Raw genomic sequence first — 23626 nt, forward strand, 5'->3', positions numbered from 1 at the left:
GTACCCGGCCGAGCCCTACCCCGGGACGCGGCCGGGTTACTCGTTCGTGCACGTCGACGGCGTCGGGCACCCCCTGGACACCGCGCCGGACGGTTGGCGCGACCGGATGGCCGTGCTCGCCTACGGCTCGAACGCGAACCCGTCGAAGATCACCTGGCTGCGCGCGCGGCTCGGCCTCGAAGGCCCGGTCGTGGTCGCGCACGCCCGCTGCGCCGGGCTCGCCGCCGTGTGGGCCGCCGGCTTCCGCGTGGTCGACGACCAGCGCCCGGCCACGCTCACCGCGCTCGACGGCGTCGAGGAGCACGCCATCTGGTTCGTGACGCCGGACCAGCTGGCCGTGCTCGACCGCTGCGAGGGCCGCGGCACGCGCTACCACCTGGCCCGGCTGACCGAACCCGACATCACGCTCGAAGACGGCAGCCGGCTGACCGAGGTCTGCACCTACGTCGGCGCCGCGCCGATCCGCTACCCGCTACTGGTCGACGGCAAGCCTGTGCGGACCACCGACGTCCCGCAGGCCGAAGCGGCGAAGCTCGACGGCGTCGCCGCGGACGGCCACGGCGTCCCCTGCGAAATCATCGAACCAGCTTACCCGGGTTGAGGATCCCCGTCGGGTCCACTGTGGACTTAGCCGCGCGCAATACCTCGACACCCAGCGAGCCGATCTCGGACTGCAAGTACGGCGCGTGGTCGACGCCGACGGCGTGGTGGTGCGAAATCGTGCCCAGGCCGGTGATCGCCTCGCACGCCGCCGCCTTCGCGCGCTGCCACTGTCCTATCGGGTCGGTCCCGTCGCGAGCCGTCAACACGGTGAAGTAGAGCGACGCACCCGTCTCGTACGCGTGCGAAATGTGGCACATGACGATCGCCCGGCCCAGCGACGCCGTCAGCGCCGCCCGGACGTCGTCGCGCAATTCGTCCACATTGGACCAGTAAGCCGCGGTCTCCAGCGTCTCGACGCAGACTCCCTGGTCCAGCAAGGCATCCCGCTGCCGAGGGCCGGCGAACCGGCCGTGGCGCCACGACTCGCCGAGCGCCTTGCCGACGCGCACGGCGCCCGCCGCCTTCAACCGCCGTGTCGTCTCGCGGCGGCGCAGCGCCACGTCGTGCGCGGCGCCTTCCCAACCGACGATGAGGAAACACGGGTGCAGCACCCCGCGCGCGGCGAGGTACCGGCGCAGCGCCGTCGTCTTGAGGCCGGCGTTCAGCGCCAGCGAAACCTCGGTTTCGTCCACATCGGACAGCCGGGTGACGTCGGCGAGCGCGTGGTGCTGCGCGAGGTCGCGGACGGCTTCGCGGCCCGCTTCCCAGCCTGGAAGGGCGTACCCCTCGTAGCGGCGGACCGGCGGCGCCGGGCGGACCCGCAGCGACACCTCGGTGATCACGCCGAGCGTGCCTTCGCTGCCGATCGCGAGCTGGCGCAGGTCCGGCCCGGCCGCCGACGCCGGCGCGACGCCGAGCTTCCACTCACCCCGCGGCGTCGCCAGCCGGACGCCGGTGACCATGTCCTCGAACCGGCCGTACCCCGACGACGCCTGCCCGGCCGAGCGCGTCGCCGCGAAGCCGCCGATCGTGGCGCGCTCGAACGACTGCGGGATGTGGCCGAGCGTCAGGCCGTGCTCGCCGAGGAGGCGCTCGGCCTCGGGACCGCGGACGCCGGCCCGCAGGACGGCGATGCGCGACTCGGCGTCGACCGACACCAGCGCGTCGAGCCGGACCAGGTCGAGCGCGATCACCGACGCCTTGTCGCCGCGCAGCGCCGCGACGCCGCCGACGACCGAGGTGCCGCCGCCGAACGGCACGACCCCGACGTCGTGCGTCACGCACACGTCGAGCACCGCCTGGACCTCGTCGGGGTCCGCGGGCAGCACGACCGCGTCGGGCACCGGGAAGTCCGCGCCGGGCGAACGGCGGCGCAGCAGGTCGAGGTAGGACAGTCCGGTCGCGCGCGCCAGCCGCGCCGCGTCGTCCACCAGCACGTTCTCCGCACCGACCACTTTCGACAACGCGGCGGCAGCAGATTCGTCCAGTTTCGGTGACGGTATTTCCACCGGCAAATTCGCGGCGGGGGCAGCACCGGGAGCCGTCAGGCCTATACGCTGTTCAAGCCACTTGGCCGCCCGCGCGGGCAGCCGGGCGGCGTCGGCGGCTTCCGGGGTCCAGGACCGTCGAAGGCGGTGGTCAATGAGCGCGTTCACCGATACAGTGTGACACATGGACGTGAAACGTCACACCACTCCGAGCGCGGGATCGTCCGCGCTCGCGGACACCCGCAACCGTCAGACCGCGACCCGCGTTGCCGATGACGTGCTGCTCGACGCCGCGCGCTCGTGCGTGCTGGCCGTCGGTGTGCGCCGCACCACACTCGCCGAAATCGCCCGGACCGCGCGCGTCAGCCGGATGACGGTCTACCGCCGGTTCCCCGACGTCCGCAGCGTGCTCGCGGCGCTGATGACCCGCGAGTTCAGCGGGCTGCTGCGCACGGCGAGCGAGCGCGGCGCCGACGCCGCGAACAGCCGCGAACGGCTCGTGCTCATCGCGTCGGCCGGCGTCCGCGCGCTGTCGGCCGACCCGCTGTTCCGCACGCTGCTCGACGTCGACCCCGAACTGGTCCTCCCGTACATCGTGGAGCGGCTGGGCGCGACGCAGAAGTTCGCCGAGCAGGCGCTGCACGGGCTGCTGGAAGCCGGCCACCAGGACGGCTCGATCCGGCGGGCGCCGGTCGCGGTGCAGTCCCGGTCGGTGCTGCTGGTGGTCCAGTCGTTCGCGTTCTCGCTGCGGCCGGCCACGGCGGACGTCGGCGAGGCGGCGCTGCTGGCGGAGTTCACCCACGTGCTCGACGCGGCGCTGAAGCCGTGACGTCCGGCTCGCTCAACGCGCGGCGCCGCGAACGGGAGCTCGCGGAGCTGGCGGCGGGCGAGCGCGTGGACATCGTCGTGGTCGGCGGCGGCGTGACGGGGACGGGCATCGCCCTGGACGCGGCCTCGCGCGGGCTGTCGGTGGCGCTCGTCGAGGCGCACGACCTCGCGTTCGGGACGTCCCGCTGGTCGTCGAAGCTCGTCCACGGCGGCCTGCGCTACCTGGCGCACGGCGAGCTCGGCCTGGCGCACGAAAGCGCTGTCGAGCGCGGCATCCTGATGACGCGCACGGCACCGCACCTCACGCGCGCGATGCCGCAGCTGTTCCCCTTGTACCCCAGTACATCCCGGGCACAGCAGGCGTTGGTGGCGGCAGGCCTGCGAGCCGGCGACGGCCTCCGCCGGGCCGCGCGAACCCCGTCGTCGGTACTGCCGCGGCCACGGTCGATCCCGGCCGCCGAGGCTCTGGCGCTGGCACCAGGGCTTTCCGCGCACGGCCTGCGCGGCGCACTACTGGCCTACGACGGCGCTTTGGTCGACGACGCGCGTCTGGTGGTCTCGCTGGCACGGACGGCGGCGACGTTCGGAGCCCGGATCTTGACACGGTTGTCGGCGACTTCGCTTGCCGCGGACCGGGTCACGGCGGTCGACGGTGTTTCGGGCGACACTGTGGACATCCACGCCCGCCAGGTGATCAACGCGACCGGCGTGTGGGCGGGAACGCTGACGGGAGCGGTCCGGCTGCGGCCGTCGCTGGGGTCGCATCTGGTGCTGGCGCCGGGAACGGTCCCGATGGGCACGACGTCGGTGAACATCGGCGTGCCGGGCGAGACGAACCGGTTCGTGTTCCTGCTCCCCCAACCGGACGGCCGTGTCTACTTGGGACTGACGGACGAGCCGGTCTCCGGCCCGATCCCCGATGTGCCGGTGGTTCCGGAGTCCGATGTGGACTTCCTGCTGTCGTTGGCGTCGTCGGTACTGGCTCGCCCGCTGACGCGTGCCGACGTGGCCGGTTCGTTCGCCGGGCTGCGGCCATTGGTGGAGGGCGGCGGGCGGTCGGCGGACCTGTCTCGGAAGCACGCTGTCCTGGCCGGCTCGAACGGGCTGCTGACGGTTGTCGGCGGGAAGCTGACGACGTACCGCCGGATGGCGGAGGACGCGGTCGACGCGGCGGTAAAGCTGGCGGGTCTCGACACCTCGCCGTGCCGGACCGCACGATTGCCGTTGCTCGGCGCGGCGCCCCGGCCGAGTTTGTCCCTTGTGGACGCATCGCCGCGCCTGGTGGGCCGGTACGGCACGGAGGCCCCGCGGGTGGCAGCGCTGGGCGAGCTGGACGCGGAGTTCGCGGAGCCGGTGGCACCGGGAGCGGCCATCACGGCGGCGGAGGTGGTGTGGGCGGTCCGGAACGAGGGAGCGCTCGACGTCGCGGACGTACTGGAGCGCCGGACGCGGCTGGCCCTGATCCCGTCGGACGCGGAAGCCGCGAGGACGCGGGTCGCGGAGCTTGTCGACAAGTCGCTCGCGGGCTTGGTGTGAGTGGCCGGCCGACACAGCCCCGCCCTTTCCTGGGGGTGTCCCAATGTGGTTTTCAAGCCGCGGCGGGAGTGGGTTGGGGGTGCCGGTAGTCGGTGCCGTTGCGGAGCATGGCGTAGAGGACGTCGCAGCGGCGCCGGCCAGGCAGATCAGTAGGACGCGGTTGCTGATCCGGGTGGCTTCGCCGGCGAGATCGTCGTCGAACCCGACCAGCACCCGCAGCTCGGCCGGGATGAGCAGCAGCTTCAGCGTGTTCCTCGGCCTGGACCCCGACGGCGAGCGGCTGCATGACGAGCCGCTGCCCAACACCGAACTGAAGTTCCGGGCCCGTCATGGCGTTCGTTCGCCCCGCCGCGTTGGGGGCGCTCGACATGGCCGGCCTGGTGGCCACAACTCCCTGGTCGGGAGCCACAAAAGTAACTGGGGCGACCCGCCGACACAGCCCCGCCGACACAGCCCCGCCCTTCCCTGGGGGCCGTGCCCAGGTCCAGTCTATCGGCGACCCCCGACAGCACCCCCCGCTCCAAGCGCCAAAGCCACCAACTTATCCACATCCCCAGCCCCCTGTGGACACCACTTGATGTGCACTTAACTTGACGACCCGTTGGGTTTTTGCAACAGTACGTTCATGAGTCCGGTCAGACGCGGCAAGGAGCTGCCGATCTACAACCGGCTCCCCGTGCTCCGGGCCGAACGGGGGCTGAGCCGGGCCGCGCTCGCCAGTGCCGTCGAGGTCAACCCGCAGACCATCGGCGCTCTCGAGCGGGGCGACCACTATCCGAGCCTGGACCTGGCCTTCCGGATCTGCGCGGTGTTCGACCTACCCGTCGAAGCCGTGTTCAGCCGCGAGCCGTTCACGCCGTTGTCCACCCAGGTCTACCGCGAGGGGGGCGCATGACCTCGAAACTCACCGCCTACTGGGAACGCCAGCTGGACAAGATGGACGAACGGCAGCTGCGCCAGGACCGGCAGCTGCCCGGCTGGCGCACCCGGAAGCACCGCCGGGCCCTCGCCGCCGTCGTGAGCGCCGCAGATCTCGGGCTGATCACCGGCGCGGCGATCTTCACCACCGGGGACGACTGGCTGTACGGCGCCGTCTGGGTGAGCAGCATGCTCGTCGGCGCCTCCGCGTTCGTCCTGCTGCGGATCCTCACCGGCCGGATGAGCGGTGGCTTCTCGCGGCTGCTCGACGAACGCGAGCGCGAATGGCGCCACCGCGTCACCTACCTGGGGTTCCAGATCCTCAGCTACCTGATGATCGCCGCGATGCTGTACTGCCTGCTGATCGCCCACACCGAGGACGGCGGCGTCCGCGGCGCGATGATGCTGTCCGCGCTGCTGGTCACCGGCACCACCATCCCGACGATCATCCTGGGCTGGGCGCTGCCGGACGACGACCCCGAGGACTTCGAAGAGGGGAAGGCATGAAGGGCACACTGGAGATCGACGGGATCTCCAAGCGCTACGGCGCCAAGGTCGCGCTGGACGGCGTCACGTTCGACGTCCGCGCCGGCGAGCTGTTCGGCTTCGTCGGCAGCAACGGCGCCGGCAAGACCACCACCATGCGGATCGCGCTCGGCGTCCTCGCCGCCGACAGCGGCGAGGTCCGCTTCCGGAACGAAAAGATCACCCACGAGACGCGCACCCACATCGGCTACATGCCCGAGGAACGCGGGCTCTATCCGAAGATGAAGGTGCTGGAGCAGCTCGTCTACCTGGCCGAGCTGCACGGCCTCACCGCGAACGAAGCCCACCGCAACGCCGAAAACTGGATCTCCCGGCTCGGGCTGGCCGACCGGCGCAAGGACGAGGTGCAGAAGCTCAGCCTCGGCAACCAGCAGCGCGTCCAGCTGGCCGCCGCGCTGGTGCACGACCCGGCCGTGCTGGTGCTCGACGAGCCGTTCTCCGGCCTCGACCCGCTCGCCGTCGACGTCATGAGCGGCGTGCTGCGCGAGAAGGCCGCGGCCGGCGTGCCGGTCGTGTTCTCCAGCCACCAGCTCGACCTCGTCGAGCGGCTGTGCGACCGGGTCGGGATCATCCGCGCCGGCCGGATGGTCGCGGTCGGCACCGTCGACGAGCTGACGGCCGGGGCGAGCAGCAAGCTCGTCGTCACCGCGCCCGCCGCGCCCGAAGGCTGGGCCGCGGGCCTGCCCGGCGTGCGCGTCCTGGAAAACCACGGCGCCACCACGGTCCTCGACCTCGACCCGAGCGCCGACGACCAGGCCGTGCTCGCCGCCGCGCTGGCGACCGGGCCGGTCACCGAGTTCAGCCGCCGTCGCCGGTCGCTGACCGAGCTGTTCCGCGATGCTGTGTCCCAGGAGGGGGTTCCGCGATGAGGAAGCTGAGCGGACGGCGGGCCGTCTGGCTCGTGATGAAGCGCGAGCTGAACACGCGCCTGCGCACGCGCTCGTTCGTCGTCGGCACCGTGGTGCTGCTCGTGCTGCTGCTGGGCTACGTCGGGTTCCAGACGTCGCTGGCGGGCTCGGCGGACAAGAACACGGTCGGCCTCACCGGCCAGGCGACCGGGATCGCGCAGCAGCTGCAGGTCGCGGCGGCCCAGTCCGGGCGGCACATCGACACGGTCACCGTCACCGATCCCGCCGAGGGCCGCAAGAAGGTCGAAGACGGCGACCTCGACGCCCTCGTCTCGGGCAGCGCGGCGAAGCTGACCGCCACCTACAAGTCCTCTTTGGACGACCAGCTCCGCAAGGTGCTCGACCAGGTGGCGCAGCAACAGGTCCTCGACGGCGTGCTGTCGTCAGCGCAGCTCGAGCCGGCCGAAGTGATGGCGCAGGTCGACGGCACCCACGTGCAGGACGACCCGATCTCCCCGGAACCCGCCGACCACACGCAACGGCTCGTCGTCGGCCTGATCGTCGCCTTCCTGCTCTACCTCAGCATCATCACCTACGGGATGATGGTCGCCCAGGGCGTCGTCGAGGAGAAGTCGAGCCGGGTCGTGGAGATCCTGCTCGCCAGCGTGCGACCGTGGCAGCTGTTGCTGGGCAAGGTGATCGGGCTCGGCCTGGTCGGCCTGACGCAGCTGGTGATCCTCGGCGCGGCCGGGCTCGCCGCCGCGTCGGCGACGGGGGTGTTCACCCTGTCCGGCTTCGCGACCGGCACGCTGCTGTGGGGCCTGCTCTGGTACCTGCTCGGTTTCCTCTTGTACGCCACGATCTACGGCGCGCTCGGGTCGCTCGTCTCACGGCAGGAAGACACGCAGTCGGTGGTCTCACCGCTGAACATCATCCTGATCGTGGGGTTCATCGCCGGGATCAACCTGCTGTTGCAGGACCCGAACGGATCGGGGACGAAGGTGCTCTCGCTGATCCCGCTGCTCTCGCCGATCCTGATGCCGGCCCGGATCTCGACGGGCGCGGCGGCGGGCTGGGAGATCGCGCTGTCGCTCGGGCTGACCGTCGCGCTCGTCGCGCTGCTGACCTGGCTGGGCGGCAAGATCTACGGCAACAGCGTGCTGCGCATCGGCAGCCGAATCAAGCTGTCGGAGGCGCTGCGCGGCTGACGCTCACGAGGTGATCTTGCCGTACCGCTCCAAGGAAACCTGGCGCTCGTGGGCGTGGTCGACCATGGGCGCCGGGTAGTCCGCCGGGCGGTCCTTCAGCTGGTGGACCGCTTTCCCCGCCACCGAGCGCAGTTCCGGCACGTACTTGCGGACGTAGTCGCCGTCGGGGTCGAACTTCTCCCCTTGCGTCGTCGGGTTGAAGATCCGGAAGTACGGCGCGGCGTCGGTGCCGCAGCCGGCGACCCACTGCCAGTTCAGCTGGTTCGACGCGAGGTCGCCGTCGACGAGGTGCTTCATGAAGTGCCGCGCGCCGAGCCACCACGGCAGGTGCAGGTCCTTCACCAGGAAGCTCGCGACGATCATCCGGACGCGGTTGTGCATCCAGCCCTCGGCCAGCAGCTGCCGCATCCCGGCGTCGACGATCGGATAGCCCGTCTTTCCCGCACACCACCGTTCGAAGGCCTCGGGGTCGTCGTCGTGCTTCATGCCGTCGAAGCGCTTGTCGTAGTTCTTCCGCGCGGTTTCCGGGCGGTGCCACAGGACGTCGGCGTGGAATTCCCGCCAGCAGATCTCGCTGCGCAACGACTTCGCGCCGGCGCGGTCGTCGCCCGCCAGATCGGCCAGGATCGTCCGCGGGTGGATGCACCCCCAGCGCAGGTACGGCGAAAGCCGCGTGGTGCCCTCCCGGTCCGGCCGGTCGCGGTCCTCGTCGTAGGTCTCGATGCCGTCTTCGAGGAAGTCGTGCCAGACCTCCAGCGCGGCGCGCTCACCCGGCTCGGGCAGGGTCGCCGATACCTTGGGCGGCTTGGGGATCTTCAACGAGCGAGGCGGTTCCACCCAGTCCACAAGGGACGGTCCGGTGTCGGCGGGCGAGTGCCAGCCCCGCGCCGTCCACGCGCGGAAGAACGGCGTGAAGACGCGGTAGGGGTCGCCGTCGGGCTTGGTGACCTGCCCCGGTGTGACCGCATAGGGCGAGCCCGTCTCGACCCAGTCGATGTTGTTGTCCGCCAACGCCTTCGCGACCTCGGCGTCCCGCCGGCGGCCGTAGGGTCCGGTGTCGGCGCTGACGTGCACCGCGGCGGCGCCGATCTTCTTCGCCGCGCGGACCACTTCCACCGCCGGTTCGCCGCGCACGAGCATCAGCCGGCCACCGAGCTGCTCGTCCAGCTTCTCCAGGCAGCCGTACAGGAAGGCTTGCCGCGGTGCGCCACCGGGCTTCAGCAGCGCCTCGTCGAGGACATACAGCGCGAGGACGTGCTTGCTGTGCCGGGACGCCTCCAGCAGCGCGGCGTGGTCCCCCAGCCGCAGGTCACGACGGAACCACAGGACGACCGGCGCTTCTCGAGTCACGAGGGACAAAGATAAGCGCCCCGCCGTGCGGATGCACGACGGGGCGCTTACCAGGGTGAAACGATCAGCGGTCCGACATCGGGACGTAGTCCCGCGACGCGTAGCCGGTGTAGATCTGCCGCGGGCGGCCGATCTTGGTGGCCGGGTCGTTGATCATCTCGCGCCAGTGCGCGATCCAGCCCGGGAGCCGGCCCAGCGCGAACAGCACCGTGAAGAACTTCGTCGGGAAGCCCAGCGCCCGGTAGATCAGGCCGGTGTAGAAGTCCACGTTCGGGTAGAGCTTGCGCGAAACGAAGTAGTCGTCGGAAAGCGCGACCTCTTCGAGCTTCTTCGCGATGTCGAGCAGCTGGTCGCCGCCCTTCAGCTTGCCGAGGATCTCGTCCGCGGTGTTCTTGATGATCTTCGCGCGCGGGTCGTAGTTCTTGTAGACCCGGTGCCCGAAGCCCATCAGCTTCACGCCCTTTTCCTTGTTCTTCACGCGCTCCACGAACTTGGCGACGTCGCCGCCGTCCTTCTGGATGCCCTCGAGCATGTCGAGGACCGCGGCGTTCGCACCGCCGTGCAGCGGGCCGAACAGGGCGTTGATGCCGGCCGAAATCGACGCGAACAGGTTCGCCTCGGACGAGCCGACCAGGCGCACGGTCGAGGTCGAGCAGTTCTGCTCGTGGTCGGCGTGCAGGATGAACAGCAGGTCGAGCGCCTTCACGACGTCCGGGTCGACGTCGTACGGCTCGGCCGGGAAACCGAACGTCATCCGCAGGAAGTTCTCGACCAGGCCCAGCGAGTTGTCCGGGTACAGCAGCGGCTGGCCGACGGACTTCTTGTACGCGTAGGCGGCCAGGGTCGGCACCTTGGCGAGCAGGCGGATGGTCGACAGCTCGACGTTCGGCTCGTCGAACGGGTCGAGCGAGTCCTGGTAGAAGGTCGACAGGGCCGACACCGCGCTGGACAGGACCGGCATCGGGTGGGCGTCACGCGGGAAGCCGCTGAAGAACGCCTTCAGGTCCTCGTGCAGCAGCGTGTGGCGCTGGATCTTCTCGGTGAAGTCGGCCAGCTGGGCCTCGGTCGGCAGCTCGCCGTAGATCAGCAGGTAGGAGACCTCGACGAAGGTCGACTTCTCGGCCAGCTGCTCGATCGGGTAACCCCGGTAGCGGAGGATCCCGGCGTCACCGTCGATGTAGGCGATGGCGGACGACGCGGCGCCGGTGTTGACGAACCCGGGGTCGTAGGTGATGTACCCCGTCTGCGCCAGCAGCTTCCCCAGTTCGATCCCGGGCGCGCCCTCGACCGGGTGGACGATCTTGAACTCGTGCTCGCCACTCGGCAGGGTCAGCTTCGCGGTTTCGCCGCCGGACTGCCCCGCAGTCGTCGCGTCGGACATGCAAGTCCCTCTCACGTTTCGGCACGGGCCGGCGGCGCCTGCGGGTTCCACAGGTAGCCACGTGTTCACGCGAGGAAACACTGGCGCCTCGCTGCACACCGCCCCGCTGGGGTATGAAGAATGCCCCTCAACGTTAGTCGAGAAACGTGCGTTCGCGCAGCGGTGACGTTGCTCCTGGGTGCCCCTTTGGGACCAGGTTCACACAGCGGCCGCCATATCGGCGGACGTGGGCGGCTCGGCACCGCTGCGCGAAACCGTGATGGACGCCGCTTTCGCCGCGAATTCGAGTGCTTCGCGCCACGCGCCCGCGTCGAGGGAGGCCAGGTCGGTGACCTCGTGGGTGTGCAGCCAGGCCAGCAGGGCCCCCTGCACGGTGTCGCCGGCGCCGATGGTGTCGACCACGGTCACCTTGCGCGACGGGACGTGGGCCAGCTCACCTGCGGCGGTGATCACCGCGACGCCGTCGGCGCCCCGGGTGAGCACCACGGCGTCCACACCGGACTCGACCCACGTCTTCGCGGCGGCGACCGGGTCGGCGCCGCCGGTGAGCCACGCGGCGTCGTCGTCGGAGATCTTCAGGAGGCGAACGTCCGGCAGCCAGGAGGTGAACCGGGCGCGGTAGGCGGCCGGGTCGGTGATGAGCGCCTCGCGGATGTTCGGGTCGAGGACGGTCAGCACGCCGCGCGCGGCCTCGCGCCGCAGCATCGCCTCGTATGCCGACGCGCCGGGCTCGAGGACCATCCCGAGGGTGCCGAGCGAGAGCGCGGTCACGGTCTCCGGAAGCGGTCCCGGGTCCGCGACGAGCCGGTCCGCGGTGCCCTCGACGTAGAACGTGTAGCGCGCGGCGCCCTTCGCGTCGAGCGCGACGACGGCGAGCGTCGTCGGCTCGTCCCCGCGTTGCAGCAACGACGTGTCGACGGCGGAGGCGTGCAGGCGCTCGACCATCGCGTCGCCGAAGCGGTCGGTGGACACGCGCGAGAGGAACGCGGCGGGCACGCCGAGGCGCCCGGCCGCCAGCGCGACGTTGTACGGGCCACCGCCGAGCCGCGGCAGCAGCGCGCGCAGCCCACCGTCCACAGTGGAATCCAGGGGGTCACCGGGGACCAGGTCGACCAGAGCTTCTCCGCCTACGACGATCACGCCGGGAGTTTAATGGAGTTCGGGCTGACAATTCCTGTCCGCTATTTGTTCAGCCCGCCGAGCAGCAGTTCACCCAGGGCGGTGAACGCCTCGGCGTCGGAGACGTCGATCCGCCGCCCGAGCTCGCCGGTCTGGATGCCTTCGACGATCAGGTTCGTCATCTCGGCGACGAGCCGGGCGTGGACGTCGCGGAAGACGCCGTCGGCGACACCCTTGTCGATGAACTCGCGAAGGCGCTTCGCCGCGAACCGGCTGTTGACCTGGTAGGCCTCGCGGGCCGGCCCGAACTCGGCGAGGTCGCGCATGAACGCCGGCGACGCGCGGTTCAGGTGCTCGGCGACGCCGGCCAGGTACTCCCCGATGAGCTTGCGGGCGTCGTCGATCCCGGCGATGCGTTCCTCGATCCGTTCGCCGGCGCCCCGGAAGAAGTGGGTGACGACCTTGACGGCGAGCTGCTCCTTGCTGGGCGCGAGCGCGTAGAGCGTCGACTTCGAGCAGCGCAGGCGGCCGGCGAGGTCGTCGAGGGTGAAGTCGGCGAACCCCTCCGCGAGGAAGAGCGCCTCGAGGTCACCGAGCAGGGCGCGCTGGCGCGCGGTCGGGCGTCGGCGGGGTTCGGGGGGCATCGGCTCACTATCTCCTACGTCTTCCGGCCACCCCAGGCCTGTCGTACTGTACTATAAACGAGCCCACAGTACTGTTTTCAGTACCGCTTTGGAGGACGATGATGCCCGCCGAACGCCTGCTGCCCTCCTCCGAAGCCGAGGACCTGGTCTCACTGGCCCGCGAGATCGCGCGCGAGGAGCTGGCACCCCGGGCGTCGGCGGCCGAAGAGGCCGAGCAGTTCCCGCGCGAGCAGTTCCGCCTGCTCGGCAAGTCGGGCCTGCTGGGGCTGCCGTATGCAGAGCGCTGGGGCGGCGGCGAGGTGCCGTACGAGGTGTACCTGCAGGTCCTCGAGGAGATCGCGACGGCGTGGATGACGGTCGGCGTCGGGCTGTCGGTGCACACGATGTCCTGCTACGCGCTGGCGGAGTACGGCACGGACGCCCAGCGTTCCGAGTGGTTGCCGGAGATGCTGGAGGGCTCCCTGCTGGGGGCGTACGCGCTGTCGGAGACGCACGCGGGTTCCGACGCGGCGGCATTGTCGACCCGCGCGCGTCTCGACGGCGCGGACTACGTCATCAACGGCACGAAGGCGTGGATCACGCACGCCGGGGTGGCGGACTTCTACACGACGATGGTCCGGACGGGTCCGGAAGAGATTTCGTGCCTGCTGGTCCCTTCGGCGACTCCCGGCCTCTCGGCGGCGCCGCGCGAGCGCAAGATGGGCCTGACGGGCTCCCCGACGGCCCAGATGATCTTCGAGGACGCCCGGGTTCCTTCGTCGCGCCTGCTGGGTGCGCCCGGCGACGGTCTTCGGATCGCGCTGTCGTCGTTGAGTTCGGGCCGGCTCGGGATCGCGGCGTGCGCGGTGGGCCTGGCGCAGGCGGCACTGGACGAGGCGGTGACGTACGCGAAGGGACGGTCGCAGTTCGGCCGTCCGATCATCGACTTCCAGGGAGTCGAGTTCCTGCTGGCCGACATGGCGGCGGTGGTGGAGTCGTCCCGGGCTTGCTACCTGGACGCGGCCCGGCGGCGCGACCGCGGGCTGCCGTTCCAGCGCCAGGCATCGATCGCGAAGCTGGTGGCGACGGACGGCGCGATGAAGGTGACGACCGACGCCGTGCAGGTGCTGGGCGGGGCCGGGTACACGCGGGACTTCCCGGTGGAGCGGTACATGCGGGAGGCGAAGGTGCCGCAGATCTTCGAAGGCACGAACCAGATCCAGCGGATGGTGATCGCCCGGGAGCTGAAGAAAGCCTGACCCGATCGAGCGGTGACTGTCCCGCGTGCGCGACGGATACCGTTGCGCCATGCCCGGCCATCTGCTGACCATCGAGGAGTACGCGGCGCTCGGCGAAACCGGCTCCGGTTTCACCGAGCTGACCGAAGGTCGCGTCGTGACCTGCCCCGGTTCCGGCCGGACGCACGACATGGCGGTCTGCCTGCTGGCCGGGCAGCTCGAGCGGCAGCTGCCACCGGGGCTCGCGTTCGCCGTGGCCACCGATCTCGACCTGTGTCTCGTGCCCACCGGCGAACCGGGGTTCTCCCGCCGGCCGGACCTGCTCGTCTTCGGCCGGGCCGCACTCGCCAGGCCGGGCGGCCTGCTGCGGGCCGACGAAGTGCTCCTCGTGGCCGAGGTGGTGTCGCCGGGCTCGAAGCGCACCGACTACCAGGTGAAACGCGACGAGTACGCCGACGCCGGCATCCCGCACTACTGGATCGTCGACATCACCGGGCCGGTGTCGCTGGTCGCCTGCGCCGGCCACCGGGGTGCGGGCGCGGTCACCGGGACCTTCACCACCGACGTCCCGTTCCCGGTCAAGATCGACCTCGACGCACTGATCGGACGGCACGCCGGAACCGCCCGGTAACCGGCGTGCCGTCCGAAACTCAACGGGTTTCGCGGTACCGGCGGTCCTTCGACACGCCTTCGCCCAGCGACTCGTCGAAGTGGTACACCTCGTCGCCCCGGACGAACACGCGCAGGGCGCGGTTCATCACGTCCAGCGGGTCGCCCGACCACAGCACGACGTCCGCGTCCAGGCCTGGCTTCAGCGAGCCGATCTGCTCGTCCAGGCCCAGCATCGACGCCGGGTTGATCGTCAGCGAGCGCAGCGCCGTCGCCGGGTCGAGGCCGTCCTTGACCGCCAGGGCCGCCTGGTAGACCAGGAAGTTGATCGGGATCACCGGGTGGTCCGTGGTGATCGCGATCTTCACGCCCGCGCGGGCCAGGATGCCCGCCGACCGCAGCGTCCGGTTGCGCAGCTCGACCTTGGACTTCGTCGTGAACAGCGGCCCCAGGATCACCGGCACGTCCCGCTCGGCCAGCAGGTCGGCGATCAGGTGGCCCTCGGTGCCGTGGTTGATCACCAGCTTGTAGCCGAACTCGTCGGCCAGCCGCAGCGCCGTCACGATGTCGTCCGCGCGGTGGACGTGCTGGTCCCAGTACAGCTCGCCGTCGAGGACCTTCGACAGCGTTTCCAGCGTCAGGTCGACCTCGTGCGGCTTGCCCTCGGACTCCGCGTGCGCGCGCTTCGCCTGGTAGTTGCGGGCCTTCGTGAACGCCTCGCGCAGGATCGCCGCGACGCCCAGCCGCGTCGACGGCGTCTGCTTCTTGTCGCCGTACACGCGCTTCGGGTTCTCGCCGAGCGCACTCTTCACGCTGACGTGCTCCGCGAAGATCATGTCGAGGATGCTGCGGCCCCAGGTCTTGACGCCGATCGTCTGACCGCCGATCGGGTTGCCCGACCCGGGCTTGATGACGACGCTCGTGACGCCTCCGGCCAGCGCGTCGTCGAAGCCGGGCTCGTACGGGTCGATGCCGTCGATGGCGCGGAAGCGGGCGCCGTTCGGGTCGGTCATCTCGTTGGTGTCGTTGCCGGACCAGCCTTCGCCCTCCTCGTGGACGCCGAGGTGGGCGTGGGCGTCGATGAAGCCGGGCAGCACCCAGGTGCCGGCCGCGTCGACCAGTTCGGCGTCTTCCGGGATGTCGACATCGGCCTCGGTCCCGATGGCGACGATCTTGCCGCCGTCGATCAGGACCGTGCCGCCGTCGATGGGATCACCGTCGATGGGGACGACGTAGCCCCCGACAATTGCCTTCGCCATAGTTCGCCACGCTAACGAACTCGTCCGGACGCGTGCACGCGGGGACGGCTAAGCGGACAGCCCGGCTTCCAGCAGGTCGAACGCCCGCGTGGCGTCGGCGGCGATGAGCTCGGCGATCCGGTCGGCGGGCTGCCCGGCGAGGGTCAGGGCCTGGATCCGCTGGAACAGCACGCGGTGCACCGCGCCCAGCAGGCCGGCCACGGCCTCGACGGCGATGTCGTCCGGGTCGGTTTCCATGACTTCGGCCAGCGCCCCGGCCAGACGCTGTTCGCGCTGGTCGTGCAGGCCGCGCAGGCAGGCGGTCAAGGTCGGGCTGTCGGCGACCATGCGGGCGAACTCCGGCCCCGAGAAGCCCGCGACCGGGTCCCGGGCGGCGACGGCGTCGGCGAACGCGCGGCGCAGCGCGGCCGGCACCGACTCCTCCGGCCGGCGCGCGTTCACGGCGTCGGCCAGGGAGGCGACGAACTCCTCCTGGTGGTCGAGTGCCAGGTCTTCCTTGCGCGCGAAGTAGTTGGTGACGGTCTTCTTGGCGACGCGGGCGGCGTCGGCGATCTCGGCGATGGTCGTCCGGTCGAACCCCTGGGCGATGAACAGCCGGGTCGCGTGGTCGGAGATGAGCTGCCGGGTCTCCTGCTTCTTGCTTTCACGGAGCCCCGGCGCGGTCTCGGTCGTCATGAGGCAATCTTACCCTCGTAGTAAATTTATGTTGACACCCGAGATCCGGCCTGGCTAATCTTACGTCGATAGCAAGTTTACGATGAGCCACCTGAGTAGTTTCGTGCAGTTCACCGCTTCCACCGTCTCGCTGACCGTCGACGACGTCGCCGCGTCGCAGGAGTTCTTCACCGCGTACCTCGGCTACACCGTCCAGCAGGCGGCCGAGGGCTTCGCGTCCCTGACCCGGCCGGACGCGTTCGACGTGGTTCTGCTCGCCCGCGGGATCGAGGTGCTGCCGCCGGAGCAGCGCGACCAGCGCGCCGCCGGCCTGATCCTCGCCTACACGCTGGCGGCCGGCCTCGACGAAGAGGAGACACGGCTGCGGGCCGCCGGAGCGCCGATCACCATGCCGCTGCGCGAGGAACCCTGGGGGGAACGCCTGTTCCAGGTGACCGACCCCAACGGGGTCGTCGTCCAGTTGGTCCAGTGGGCCGGCCAGAACTGAACCCGGCTCGGCGCTCACCGAACCCGGGTCTTCTCCAAGTGCACGAGTTCGTGGTTGTTCTCCGGCGTCCGGTGCGTTTCCCGGTACCCGTGCTTCGCGTACAACGCCAGCGGCCCGACACTCTTCGACCCGGTGAACAGCCGGAACACGGTCACCTCAGGCGGCGCCGCGGCCTCGGCGGCGAGCAGCAGCGACCCACCCAGCCCGAACCCCTGCCGGTCCGGCGCGACGACCAGCCGGCCGATCACCCCCACCGATCCGGTCACCGTCAACCGCACCGAAGCGACCAGCCGGCCCGCCTCGCGGATGCCCCACGACAACCCGGAAAGCGCCGCCCGAGTCTCGTCCAACGTCTCCAGCAGCGGGGGCAAGTCCCAGTCGTCGTGGGCGCGCGCCTCCGTCACGTACGCCGCGCGTTGCAGCGTCAGGACTTCGCCCGCGTCGGCCACTCCCAGCCGGATCACCGGACGCGGATGCCCCAGCTGCCCGACCACGACGACGCCGGCTCCAGCTCGATCAGGTCCGTGCCCGTGTTGAGCGCGTCCGCCGGGCACGTCATCGGCTCGATCGCCACCGCGCGGCCGCGGCCGACCAGGTCGTCCGGGGTGAACACCTGCACCCAGCGGAAGTCCGGGCCGGTCCAGACCACCAGCCGCTGGTCCTCGTGGGACAGCACGAACTGGTGCTCGCCGTCCGAAGCGGACAACGAGCCGAACGCCGTGTCCAGGTCGACCCCGGCCAGCACCCGCCCGGCGCGGAAGTCGTACGCCGTGCCCTCGACGTCCTGCTCCGGCGCGTACGGCATCTGCTGGTCACCCTCGTACGGACGCACCCGGCTCGCCGGCAGCGTCAGGGTCAGCTCGTCGGTCGGGACGTCGCCGATCCGGAAGTACGGGTGCGTGCCGACGCCGACGCCGATCGGCTGCTCGCCCTCGTTGCGGATCTCGTGGGTGACGGTCAGCTCGCGCGGCGCGACCTCGTAGGTCACGGTCGCCCGCAGCGGCACCGGCCAGCCGGGCTGCACCTCGACGTCGACGGCCAGGGTGATCGACGACTCGGCGTGCTCCACCAGCTCCCACTCGAGGTGGCGGGTCAGGCCGTGGATGGCGTTGCCGCGCGCCTCCTCGGTGATCTCGAGCTGCTGCTCCTCGCCCTGGAACGTCCACTTGCCGCCCTTGGTCCGGTTCGGCCAGGGCAGCAGCACCTGCCCCGCACCCTTCGGCGGCTTCGCGTCTTCGGGGAACTCCTCGACGTACGGCACTCCGCCGACTTCGAACGCGCGCAGGCCCGCGCCGATTTCGGTGACGACGGCGCGCGCGTTGCCGCGGGTGATCTCGAACTGCTGACCGGTCGGGTTGCCCATGGGGACGACCTTACCGATCCAGAATGTAACTAGACCGGTCGTCATAGTTTGAGCTACAGTCGGCGCCATGGTCCGTCGCACCGACACGCGGCAGCGGATGCTCGACACCGCCGCCGACCTGTTCCACACCCAGGGCTACCACGCCACCGGCCTCACCCAGCTGACGACTGCAGGCGGCGCACCGAAGGGCTCGTTGTACTTCCACTTCCCCGGCGGCAAGGAACAGCTCGCCGCCGAAGCCGTCCGACTGTCGGGCGAGCGCACGGGCGCGCTGCTCGAAGCGGTCCTGAAGGACGCGCCCGACGCGCCGGCCGCGATCGACCGGGCCGTCGAGGCTCTGGCCGCCTTCCTCACCGAGTCCGACTTCCAGCGCGGATGTCCACTCGCGACAGTCGCGCTGGACGCCGCCGCGGAGAGCGAGCCGATCCGCGAGGCCTGTGTGCACGGGTACTCCTCGTGGCACGAAATTCTGCGGGAATACCTTGCACGGCAACAGCTTTCCGCCGAGCGCGCGGACGAGCTGGCCACCGTCGTGCTCGCCGCGATCGAAGGCGGGCTGCTGCTGGCCCGCACCCGCCGCGACCTCGCGCCGCTGCGCGCCGTCGCCACCCACCTGCACGCCACCCTCGACCGGGAGCTCTCCTGATGCGCGTCCACCACCTGAACTGCGGCACCATGCGACCACTCGGCGGCAGGCTGGTCGACGGGCGGCCGGGCGTGTTCCGGCGTGCCACCATGGTCTGCCACTGCCTGCTGCTGGAGACGGACACCGGCCTCGTGCTCGTCGAGACGGGCATGGGCACGCCGGCCGCCGTCGACCGGAACGCCTGGCTGGGCGCGGGTTTCGTCCGCCAGTCCAACCCGGTCGCCGACCCGGCGCAGACGGCGATCGCGCAGATCCGCGCGCTCGGGTTCGACCCGGCGGACGTCCGCGACATCGTGCTGACCCACCTCGACCTCGACCACGCCGGCGGGCTGATCGACTTCCCGTGGGCGCGGGTGCACGTCTACGCCGAAGAGCTGCGGGCGTTCACCGAACCGCGCGACGCCGCCGAACGCGGCCGCTACCGGCGGATCCAGTTCGCACACGGTCCACAGTGGACGTCCTATGCGGACACCGGCGAACCGTGGTTCGGCTTCGATGCCGTCCGGCAGCTCGACGGCCTGCCGCCGGAGATCCTGCTGGTTCCACTGTCCGGGCACACGCGCGGGCACGCCGGGGTCGCCGTCGACACCGGGGCCGGCTGGCTGCTCAACGCCGGCGACTCGTACTTCTTCCACGGCCAGGTCGCGGCCGCCCCGCACTGCCCGCCGGGCCTGAAGTGGTTCGAGGGCCACATGGAGACGGTCAAGCGCGCCAGGCTGGACAATCACCGCCGCCTGCGCCAGCTTGTTCAGGAGCACGGCGACGAGGTGACCGTCTTCGCCGCGCACGACGAGACCGAGTTCGTCCGGCTGAGCTCCAGGAGCAGGGTATGAAGGTGCACCACCTGAACTGCGGATCGATGCGCCCGGCGGGCGGCAAGCTGCTCGACGGCGAACCCGGCCTGCTGCGGCGGGCGGAACTGGTGGCGCACTGCCTGCTGATCGAGACCGGCGACGGCCTGGTGCTGGTCGACACCGGGTTCGGCACGCAGGGCGTGGCCCGGCCGGACGAGTGGCTCGGCCGGCCGTTCCTGGTGATGGTCGGCGCCAAGCCGGCGGCCGCCGAGACGGCCGTCGCGCAGATCAAGGCACTCGGCCTGGACCCGGCCGACGTCCGACACATCGTGATGACGCACCTCGACGTCGACCACGCGGGCGGGCTGGCGGACTTCCCGAACGCCGTCGTGCACGTCCGCGCGGAGGAGCACCGGGCGGCGACGTCGCCGGCGAACGCGGCGGAGAAGAACCGGTACCGCGCGGCGCAGTTCGCACACCGGCCGCTGTGGAGCACGTACGACGAGCTGGGCGAGCCGTGGTTCGACTTCGAGGCCGTCCGGTCGCTGAAGGGCCTGCCGGAGGAGATCCTGCTGGTCCCGCTGACCGGCCACACGCGCGGCCACACGGGCGTCGCGGTCGACACCGGCGACGGCTGGCTCCTGCACGCCGGCGACGCGTACTTCTTCCACGGCCAGCTGGACCCGGTGGCGCCGCACTGCCCGCCGGGCCTGACGGCGTTCCAGAACATCGTCCAGACGCTGCGCGGGCCGCGGCTGGAGAACCTGGCGCGGCTGCACGAGCTGGCGCGGGACCACCAGGACGAGGTGCGGGTGTTCTCCGCGCACAGCCCGGTCGAACTGGCCGCGCTGCGGCGCTGACGGTCAGCTGGCGTCGAGAGCCGTCTTGACCAGCGGGGCCATCTGCTCCGGCGTCATCTTGGCCGGGCCGGTGTAGTTGATCAGCACGGGCGTGCCCGACACCAGCTCGGCCGAGGCGAGCGTCGCCGTCTTCTGCTCGTCGACGTAGTACACGGCGCCGTCCGGGAAGCCGGCGACGTCCTGAGCGCCGGCCTTCGCCTTCTTGATGGACGCGACCATGTCGGCCGGCTTCGCCTGGCGGCCCTCGTAGCGGGTCACCGCGAGCGCGCCCGCGGCCTTGCCGTTCAGCTGGTACTCGCAGCTGCGGGCCTTGCCGCCGTTGGCCGCGTTGTCCTGCACCGGGCCGGCGACGGCCTGGAGGTTGTCCAGGAACAGCGCCTTCGACACGGCGGCGGCGGGCAGCAGCTTGCACGGGTCCAGCGAAGCCGCGTTCGCGCTCGGCTTCGGCGCTTCGCTCGGCTTCGAGGACGACGGCGCCTTCGACGGCTCGTCGCCCGAAGAGCAGGCGGTCAACGCGGCGAAAGCGACCAGGGCGACGGCGAGAGTGCGCATATCGGGCACGGTACTCCGCCGATGCCCCCACCGCCGCCCTCAACGGAGGAGCTTCGCTCCACAGATTCGATTCCACGGCCTACGCGGTCGGCGCCCGGTACCGCCAGAACGCCGGGAGCAGGAACATCGACGCGCACACGGACACGATCACGAGCACACCGCCGACGGACGCGGCGGCCGCGGTGCCGAACGCGGCCGCGCCCCAGCCGTGCACGAGGTCGGCGATCCGCGGACCGCCGGCGACCACGACCGTGAAGACGCCCTGGAGCCGGCCGCGCATCTCGTCGGTGGTCGCGACCTGCAGGATCGCCATCCGGTAGACGGCGCTGACCATGTCGGCCGCGCCGGCCGCGGCCATGAAGACCACGGCGAGCCACAGCGAGTGCGCGAGCCCGAAGGCGGCCACCGCGGCACCCCACGCGCAGATCGCCACGACGACCGCGACGCCCTGGCGCTGGATGCGCGTCAGCCAGCCGGAGAAGAGACCGATCAGCATCGCGCCGGCGGGCAGGGCGGCGTAGAGCCAGCCGAGCGCGGGGCCGCCGCCGGGCGGGTCGCCGAAGGTGCGTTCGGCCATCTCCGGGATCAGCGCGCGCGGCATGCCGAAGACCATCGCGATGATGTCGGCGACGAACGAGGCCAGCAGCACCTTCTTGGTGGCGAGGTACTTGAAGCCGTCGATGACGTCGCTGACCCCGGCGCGGCGCGACGGGCCGTTGAGCGGCGGGATGGCGGGCAGCCGCCAGACGGCGACGAGCGTGACGGTGAGGGCGAGGACGTCGATCAGGTAGAGGGTCGAGAGGCCGAGGACGGGGATGAGCGCACCGGCGAGCAGCGGCCCGAAGACGGCGCCGAAGGTGGACATCGTCGAGCTGAGGGCGTTGGCGGAGGGCAGCAGCTCGTCCGGCACGAGCCGCGCGACGACGGCGCCGCGCGTGGGCATGTTGATCGCGAAGAGCGCCTGGTTGACGGCGAGCAGCCCGAGGACGAGCCAGACGGAGCCGAAGTTCAGGAAGGCCTGCAGCCACAGCAGCGCGGAGGTGATCGCGACGAGGACGTTGGTGACGACGAGCAGCTTCCGCCGGTCGACGGCATCGGCGACGGCCCCGCCCCAGAGCCCGAAGACCAGCAGCGGGACAAGGGCGACGAGCCCGGTGAGCCCGACGTAGGCGGAGGACCCGGTGAGGTCGAAGACCTGCTTGGGCACGGCGACGGCGGTCAGCTGGGTGCCGACGGCGGTGACCACAGTGGACAGCCAAAGCCGCCGGAAGGCGGGGATCTTGAGCGGCCGGGTGTCGACGATGATCCGGCTGAAGAGGCTGCGCACGCGGCCCGACCGGGGCGGCAGGGTCTCGGGCTCAGAGGTCACAACGGATTAGTTTAGCTCGGCTAACTACCTGGGGTCGCGTGATTTCCGTCGCGCGGTTTTGGGGCGCGCGGTCCCTGGTGAGCGGTTCCCGACGCCCGCGGGATTCCCGAGGGGTCCCCGGCAAGCGTTTCCCTGGGCACGCGGTTCCGAGGCACGAGTCCCGACCCGGCGGCTGACGGGGCACGCCGTTTCTGTCGCGCTGTTCCCGGTACACACGGGCCGGCCAAGCGGTCCCGTCGACCGGCTCCCGCCGAGCCGCCCTGCCGCGCAGGTCGGCCAAGCGGTCCCATTGACCGGCGCCCGTCGACCGGCCCCGCCGTGCTGCCCCGCCGCGCAGGCCGGCCAAGCGGTCTCGTCGACCGGCTCCCGCCGAGCAGCCCCGCCGACCGGCTCCCGCCGAACAGCCCCGCCGAGCCGCCCCGCCGCGCAGAGCCCGACCTCCCTGGGGGAGCCCCCGCTTTCAGCCTATCGGCACCACCGGACAGAAAGCCGGGAAAACCCCGCTGAGCCCGGCGTTCATCCACATCACGGATCACCTGTGGACAACCAGTCCCGGCCCGCCAAAACCAAAGCCGCGGCCGTGAGGCGGAGAACCACCTCACGGCCGCGGCTGGCACCCGAACTCAGGGAGCGACGCGCTCGATGTTCCACCCGTCGTCGTTCCGGACGTACCGCAGCCGGTCGTGCATCCGGTCCTCGCGCCCCTGCCAGAACTCGACCATATCCGGCCGGATCCGCCAGCCGCCCCAGTGTGGCGGGGCCGGGATCTGCTCCACGTCCGCGAACCGCCGCTCGATGCCGCTCAGTGCGTTGTCCAACGCCCGTCGCCCGTCGACTACCCGGGACTGCGGCGAGGCCCACGCCCCCAGCTGGGAGCCGCGGGGGCGCTGGGCCCAGTATTCCGCCGTCTCCTTGACGCCGACCTTCTCGACCTCGCCGCGTACGTGGACCTGGCGGTGCAGCGCGTACCACGGGAACGTCACCGACGCGTAGCGCGTCGCCGTCAGGTCGTGGCTCTTCGCCGATGTGTAGTTCGTGTAGAACACCACGCCGCGGTCATCAAGGCCCTTGCACAACACCGTGCGGGACGATGGCCTGCCTTCGGCGTCCGCCGTCGCCAGCACCATCGCGTTCGGTTCGGCGATTCCGGCCGCGACAGCCTGGTTCAGCCAGCCCTGCAGCTGGTCGGTCCAGGTGGCCGCCAGCGCGGATTCGTCGAACGCGGCACCGTCGTACGCCACCCGCATCCCGGGCAAGCGAACCACGGCGTCTTCGATCTCCGGCATCATCGCCAAACCTCCACGCCCGGTCGGGGCATCAGTCGACTTCGGCTCTAGGCACGTTAGGGCCTGGCGAGCTGCGGCGGAACCCACTGAACGGTGACACC

Annotated in this window: 25 protein-coding genes; 13 read left to right on the forward strand and 12 right to left on the reverse strand. The window is 70.9% G+C overall.

What is annotated here, in order from left to right:
• Window positions 1–46 precede the first annotated feature (46 nt).
• Window positions 47–601: a gamma-glutamylcyclotransferase gene (locus AB0J40_RS13655; RefSeq protein WP_364451907.1), complete on the forward strand. Its 555-nt coding sequence runs from the start codon at window positions 47–49 to the stop codon at window positions 599–601.
• Here the strand turns inward: AB0J40_RS13655 and AB0J40_RS13660 are convergent.
• Complete coding sequence (locus AB0J40_RS13660) at window positions 576–1997, reverse strand: FAD-binding oxidoreductase (protein WP_364452564.1); 1422 nt, start codon at window positions 1995–1997, stop codon at window positions 576–578. The genes AB0J40_RS13655 and AB0J40_RS13660 overlap by 26 nt on opposite strands.
• Window positions 1998–2214: 217 nt before the next feature.
• Here AB0J40_RS13660 and AB0J40_RS13665 point away from each other — a divergent pair, with 217 nt between their 5' ends.
• The 6 genes from AB0J40_RS13665 to AB0J40_RS13690 all read left to right on the forward strand — a co-directional run bounded on the left by AB0J40_RS13665 (window position 2215) and on the right by AB0J40_RS13690 (window position 7914).
• The gene (locus AB0J40_RS13665; RefSeq protein ID WP_364451909.1) at window positions 2215–2859 is read left to right on the forward strand and encodes a TetR/AcrR family transcriptional regulator; all 645 of its coding nucleotides are present in this window, start codon (window positions 2215–2217) and stop codon (window positions 2857–2859) included.
• Complete coding sequence (locus AB0J40_RS13670; protein WP_364451912.1) at window positions 2856–4394, forward strand: glycerol-3-phosphate dehydrogenase/oxidase; 1539 nt, start codon at window positions 2856–2858, stop codon at window positions 4392–4394. The genes AB0J40_RS13665 and AB0J40_RS13670 overlap by 4 nt, the downstream gene beginning before the upstream one ends.
• Before the next feature lie 625 nt (window positions 4395–5019).
• Complete coding sequence (locus tag AB0J40_RS13675) at window positions 5020–5289, forward strand: helix-turn-helix transcriptional regulator (RefSeq protein WP_364451914.1); 270 nt, start codon at window positions 5020–5022, stop codon at window positions 5287–5289.
• Window positions 5286–5819 (forward strand): hypothetical protein, encoded by a 534-nt coding sequence (locus AB0J40_RS13680; RefSeq protein ID WP_364451916.1) that lies wholly within the window; start codon window positions 5286–5288, stop codon window positions 5817–5819. Before AB0J40_RS13675 ends, AB0J40_RS13680 begins: the two co-directional genes overlap by 4 nt.
• Window positions 5816–6727 (forward strand): ATP-binding cassette domain-containing protein, encoded by a 912-nt coding sequence (locus AB0J40_RS13685; RefSeq protein ID WP_364451918.1) that lies wholly within the window; start codon window positions 5816–5818, stop codon window positions 6725–6727. Before AB0J40_RS13680 ends, AB0J40_RS13685 begins: the two co-directional genes overlap by 4 nt.
• Window positions 6724–7914 (forward strand): ABC transporter permease, encoded by a 1191-nt coding sequence (locus AB0J40_RS13690; protein WP_364451920.1) that lies wholly within the window; start codon window positions 6724–6726, stop codon window positions 7912–7914. Before AB0J40_RS13685 ends, AB0J40_RS13690 begins: the two co-directional genes overlap by 4 nt.
• Before the next feature lie 3 nt (window positions 7915–7917).
• Here the strand turns inward: AB0J40_RS13690 and AB0J40_RS13695 are convergent, their stop codons facing one another.
• The 4 genes from AB0J40_RS13695 to AB0J40_RS13710 form a co-directional block, all read right to left on the reverse strand.
• Complete coding sequence (locus AB0J40_RS13695; protein WP_364451922.1) at window positions 7918–9264, reverse strand: deoxyribodipyrimidine photo-lyase; 1347 nt, start codon at window positions 9262–9264, stop codon at window positions 7918–7920.
• 64 nt (window positions 9265–9328) lie between these two features.
• Complete coding sequence (locus tag AB0J40_RS13700; RefSeq protein WP_364451924.1) at window positions 9329–10645, reverse strand: citrate synthase; 1317 nt, start codon at window positions 10643–10645, stop codon at window positions 9329–9331.
• Between the two features lie 198 nt (window positions 10646–10843).
• Window positions 10844–11785 carry a carbohydrate kinase gene (locus AB0J40_RS13705; RefSeq protein ID WP_364451927.1) on the reverse strand — a complete coding sequence of 314 codons (942 nt, stop codon included), beginning with the start codon at window positions 11783–11785 and terminating at the stop codon, window positions 10844–10846.
• 41 nt (window positions 11786–11826) lie between these two features.
• Window positions 11827–12408 (reverse strand): TetR/AcrR family transcriptional regulator, encoded by a 582-nt coding sequence (locus AB0J40_RS13710; RefSeq protein WP_364451929.1) that lies wholly within the window; start codon window positions 12406–12408, stop codon window positions 11827–11829.
• A 101-nt stretch (window positions 12409–12509) separates the two neighbouring features.
• Here AB0J40_RS13710 and AB0J40_RS13715 point away from each other — a divergent pair, with 101 nt between their 5' ends.
• Together AB0J40_RS13715 and AB0J40_RS13720 are read left to right on the forward strand one after the other, a co-directional pair.
• Window positions 12510–13646 (forward strand): acyl-CoA dehydrogenase family protein, encoded by a 1137-nt coding sequence (locus AB0J40_RS13715; protein ID WP_364451932.1) that lies wholly within the window; start codon window positions 12510–12512, stop codon window positions 13644–13646.
• A 49-nt stretch (window positions 13647–13695) separates the two neighbouring features.
• Entirely contained in the window at window positions 13696–14256 is a 561-nt protein-coding gene (locus tag AB0J40_RS13720; protein ID WP_364451935.1) for a Uma2 family endonuclease, read from the forward strand.
• A gap of 19 nt (window positions 14257–14275) precedes the next feature.
• Here AB0J40_RS13720 and AB0J40_RS13725 read toward each other — a convergent pair whose 3' ends face one another.
• Both AB0J40_RS13725 and AB0J40_RS13730 read right to left on the reverse strand, forming a co-directional pair.
• Complete coding sequence (locus tag AB0J40_RS13725; protein ID WP_364451936.1) at window positions 14276–15493, reverse strand: amidohydrolase; 1218 nt, start codon at window positions 15491–15493, stop codon at window positions 14276–14278.
• A 48-nt stretch (window positions 15494–15541) separates the two neighbouring features.
• On the reverse strand, window positions 15542–16168 hold the full coding sequence (locus AB0J40_RS13730) for a TetR/AcrR family transcriptional regulator (RefSeq protein WP_364451939.1): 627 nt from the start codon (window positions 16166–16168) through the stop codon (window positions 15542–15544).
• 82 nt (window positions 16169–16250) lie between these two features.
• Between AB0J40_RS13730 and AB0J40_RS13735 the strand changes: the two genes are divergently transcribed.
• Window positions 16251–16655, forward strand: coding sequence for a VOC family protein (locus AB0J40_RS13735; RefSeq protein WP_364451942.1), 405 nt, complete (start codon window positions 16251–16253; stop codon window positions 16653–16655).
• A 14-nt stretch (window positions 16656–16669) separates the two neighbouring features.
• On the opposite strand, the gene AB0J40_RS13740 is transcribed toward AB0J40_RS13735, so the two are convergent.
• Together AB0J40_RS13740 and AB0J40_RS13745 are read right to left on the reverse strand one after the other, a co-directional pair.
• Complete coding sequence (locus AB0J40_RS13740) at window positions 16670–17149, reverse strand: GNAT family N-acetyltransferase (protein ID WP_364451944.1); 480 nt, start codon at window positions 17147–17149, stop codon at window positions 16670–16672.
• Window positions 17116–18018 carry an aldose 1-epimerase family protein gene (locus tag AB0J40_RS13745; RefSeq protein WP_364451946.1) on the reverse strand — a complete coding sequence of 301 codons (903 nt, stop codon included), beginning with the start codon at window positions 18016–18018 and terminating at the stop codon, window positions 17116–17118. The genes AB0J40_RS13740 and AB0J40_RS13745 overlap by 34 nt, the downstream gene beginning before the upstream one ends.
• A 67-nt stretch (window positions 18019–18085) precedes the next feature.
• On the opposite strand from AB0J40_RS13745, the gene AB0J40_RS13750 reads away from it, so the two are divergent.
• Genes AB0J40_RS13750 through AB0J40_RS13760 form a run of 3 tightly spaced genes read left to right on the forward strand, consistent with a single transcriptional unit; the run spans window position 18086 to window position 20318 of the window.
• A complete protein-coding gene (locus AB0J40_RS13750; protein ID WP_364451948.1) occupies window positions 18086–18664 on the forward strand; it encodes a TetR/AcrR family transcriptional regulator in 579 nt (192 codons plus the stop codon).
• Window positions 18664–19497 (forward strand): MBL fold metallo-hydrolase, encoded by an 834-nt coding sequence (locus AB0J40_RS13755; RefSeq protein WP_364451950.1) that lies wholly within the window; start codon window positions 18664–18666, stop codon window positions 19495–19497. The genes AB0J40_RS13750 and AB0J40_RS13755 overlap by 1 nt, the downstream gene beginning before the upstream one ends.
• Window positions 19494–20318 carry an MBL fold metallo-hydrolase gene (locus AB0J40_RS13760; RefSeq protein ID WP_364451952.1) on the forward strand — a complete coding sequence of 275 codons (825 nt, stop codon included), beginning with the start codon at window positions 19494–19496 and terminating at the stop codon, window positions 20316–20318. The genes AB0J40_RS13755 and AB0J40_RS13760 overlap by 4 nt, the downstream gene beginning before the upstream one ends.
• 3 nt (window positions 20319–20321) lie before the next feature.
• Here the strand turns inward: AB0J40_RS13760 and AB0J40_RS13765 are convergent, their stop codons facing one another.
• From AB0J40_RS13765 to pdxH, 3 genes are all read right to left on the reverse strand, one after another.
• The gene (locus AB0J40_RS13765) at window positions 20322–20870 is read right to left on the reverse strand and encodes a DUF3558 family protein (protein ID WP_364451954.1); all 549 of its coding nucleotides are present in this window, start codon (window positions 20868–20870) and stop codon (window positions 20322–20324) included.
• Between the two features lie 79 nt (window positions 20871–20949).
• Window positions 20950–22197 carry an MFS transporter gene (locus tag AB0J40_RS13770; protein WP_364452567.1) on the reverse strand — a complete coding sequence of 416 codons (1248 nt, stop codon included), beginning with the start codon at window positions 22195–22197 and terminating at the stop codon, window positions 20950–20952.
• A 665-nt stretch (window positions 22198–22862) separates the two neighbouring features.
• Window positions 22863–23528 carry a pyridoxamine 5'-phosphate oxidase gene (gene pdxH, locus AB0J40_RS13775; protein ID WP_364451956.1) on the reverse strand — a complete coding sequence of 222 codons (666 nt, stop codon included), beginning with the start codon at window positions 23526–23528 and terminating at the stop codon, window positions 22863–22865.
• Window positions 23529–23626: the final 98 nt, after the last annotated feature.

Origin of the sequence: Amycolatopsis sp. NPDC049691 (assembly GCF_040675005.1) — a bacterium.
Classification (GTDB): Bacteria; Actinomycetota; Actinomycetes; order Mycobacteriales; family Pseudonocardiaceae; genus Amycolatopsis.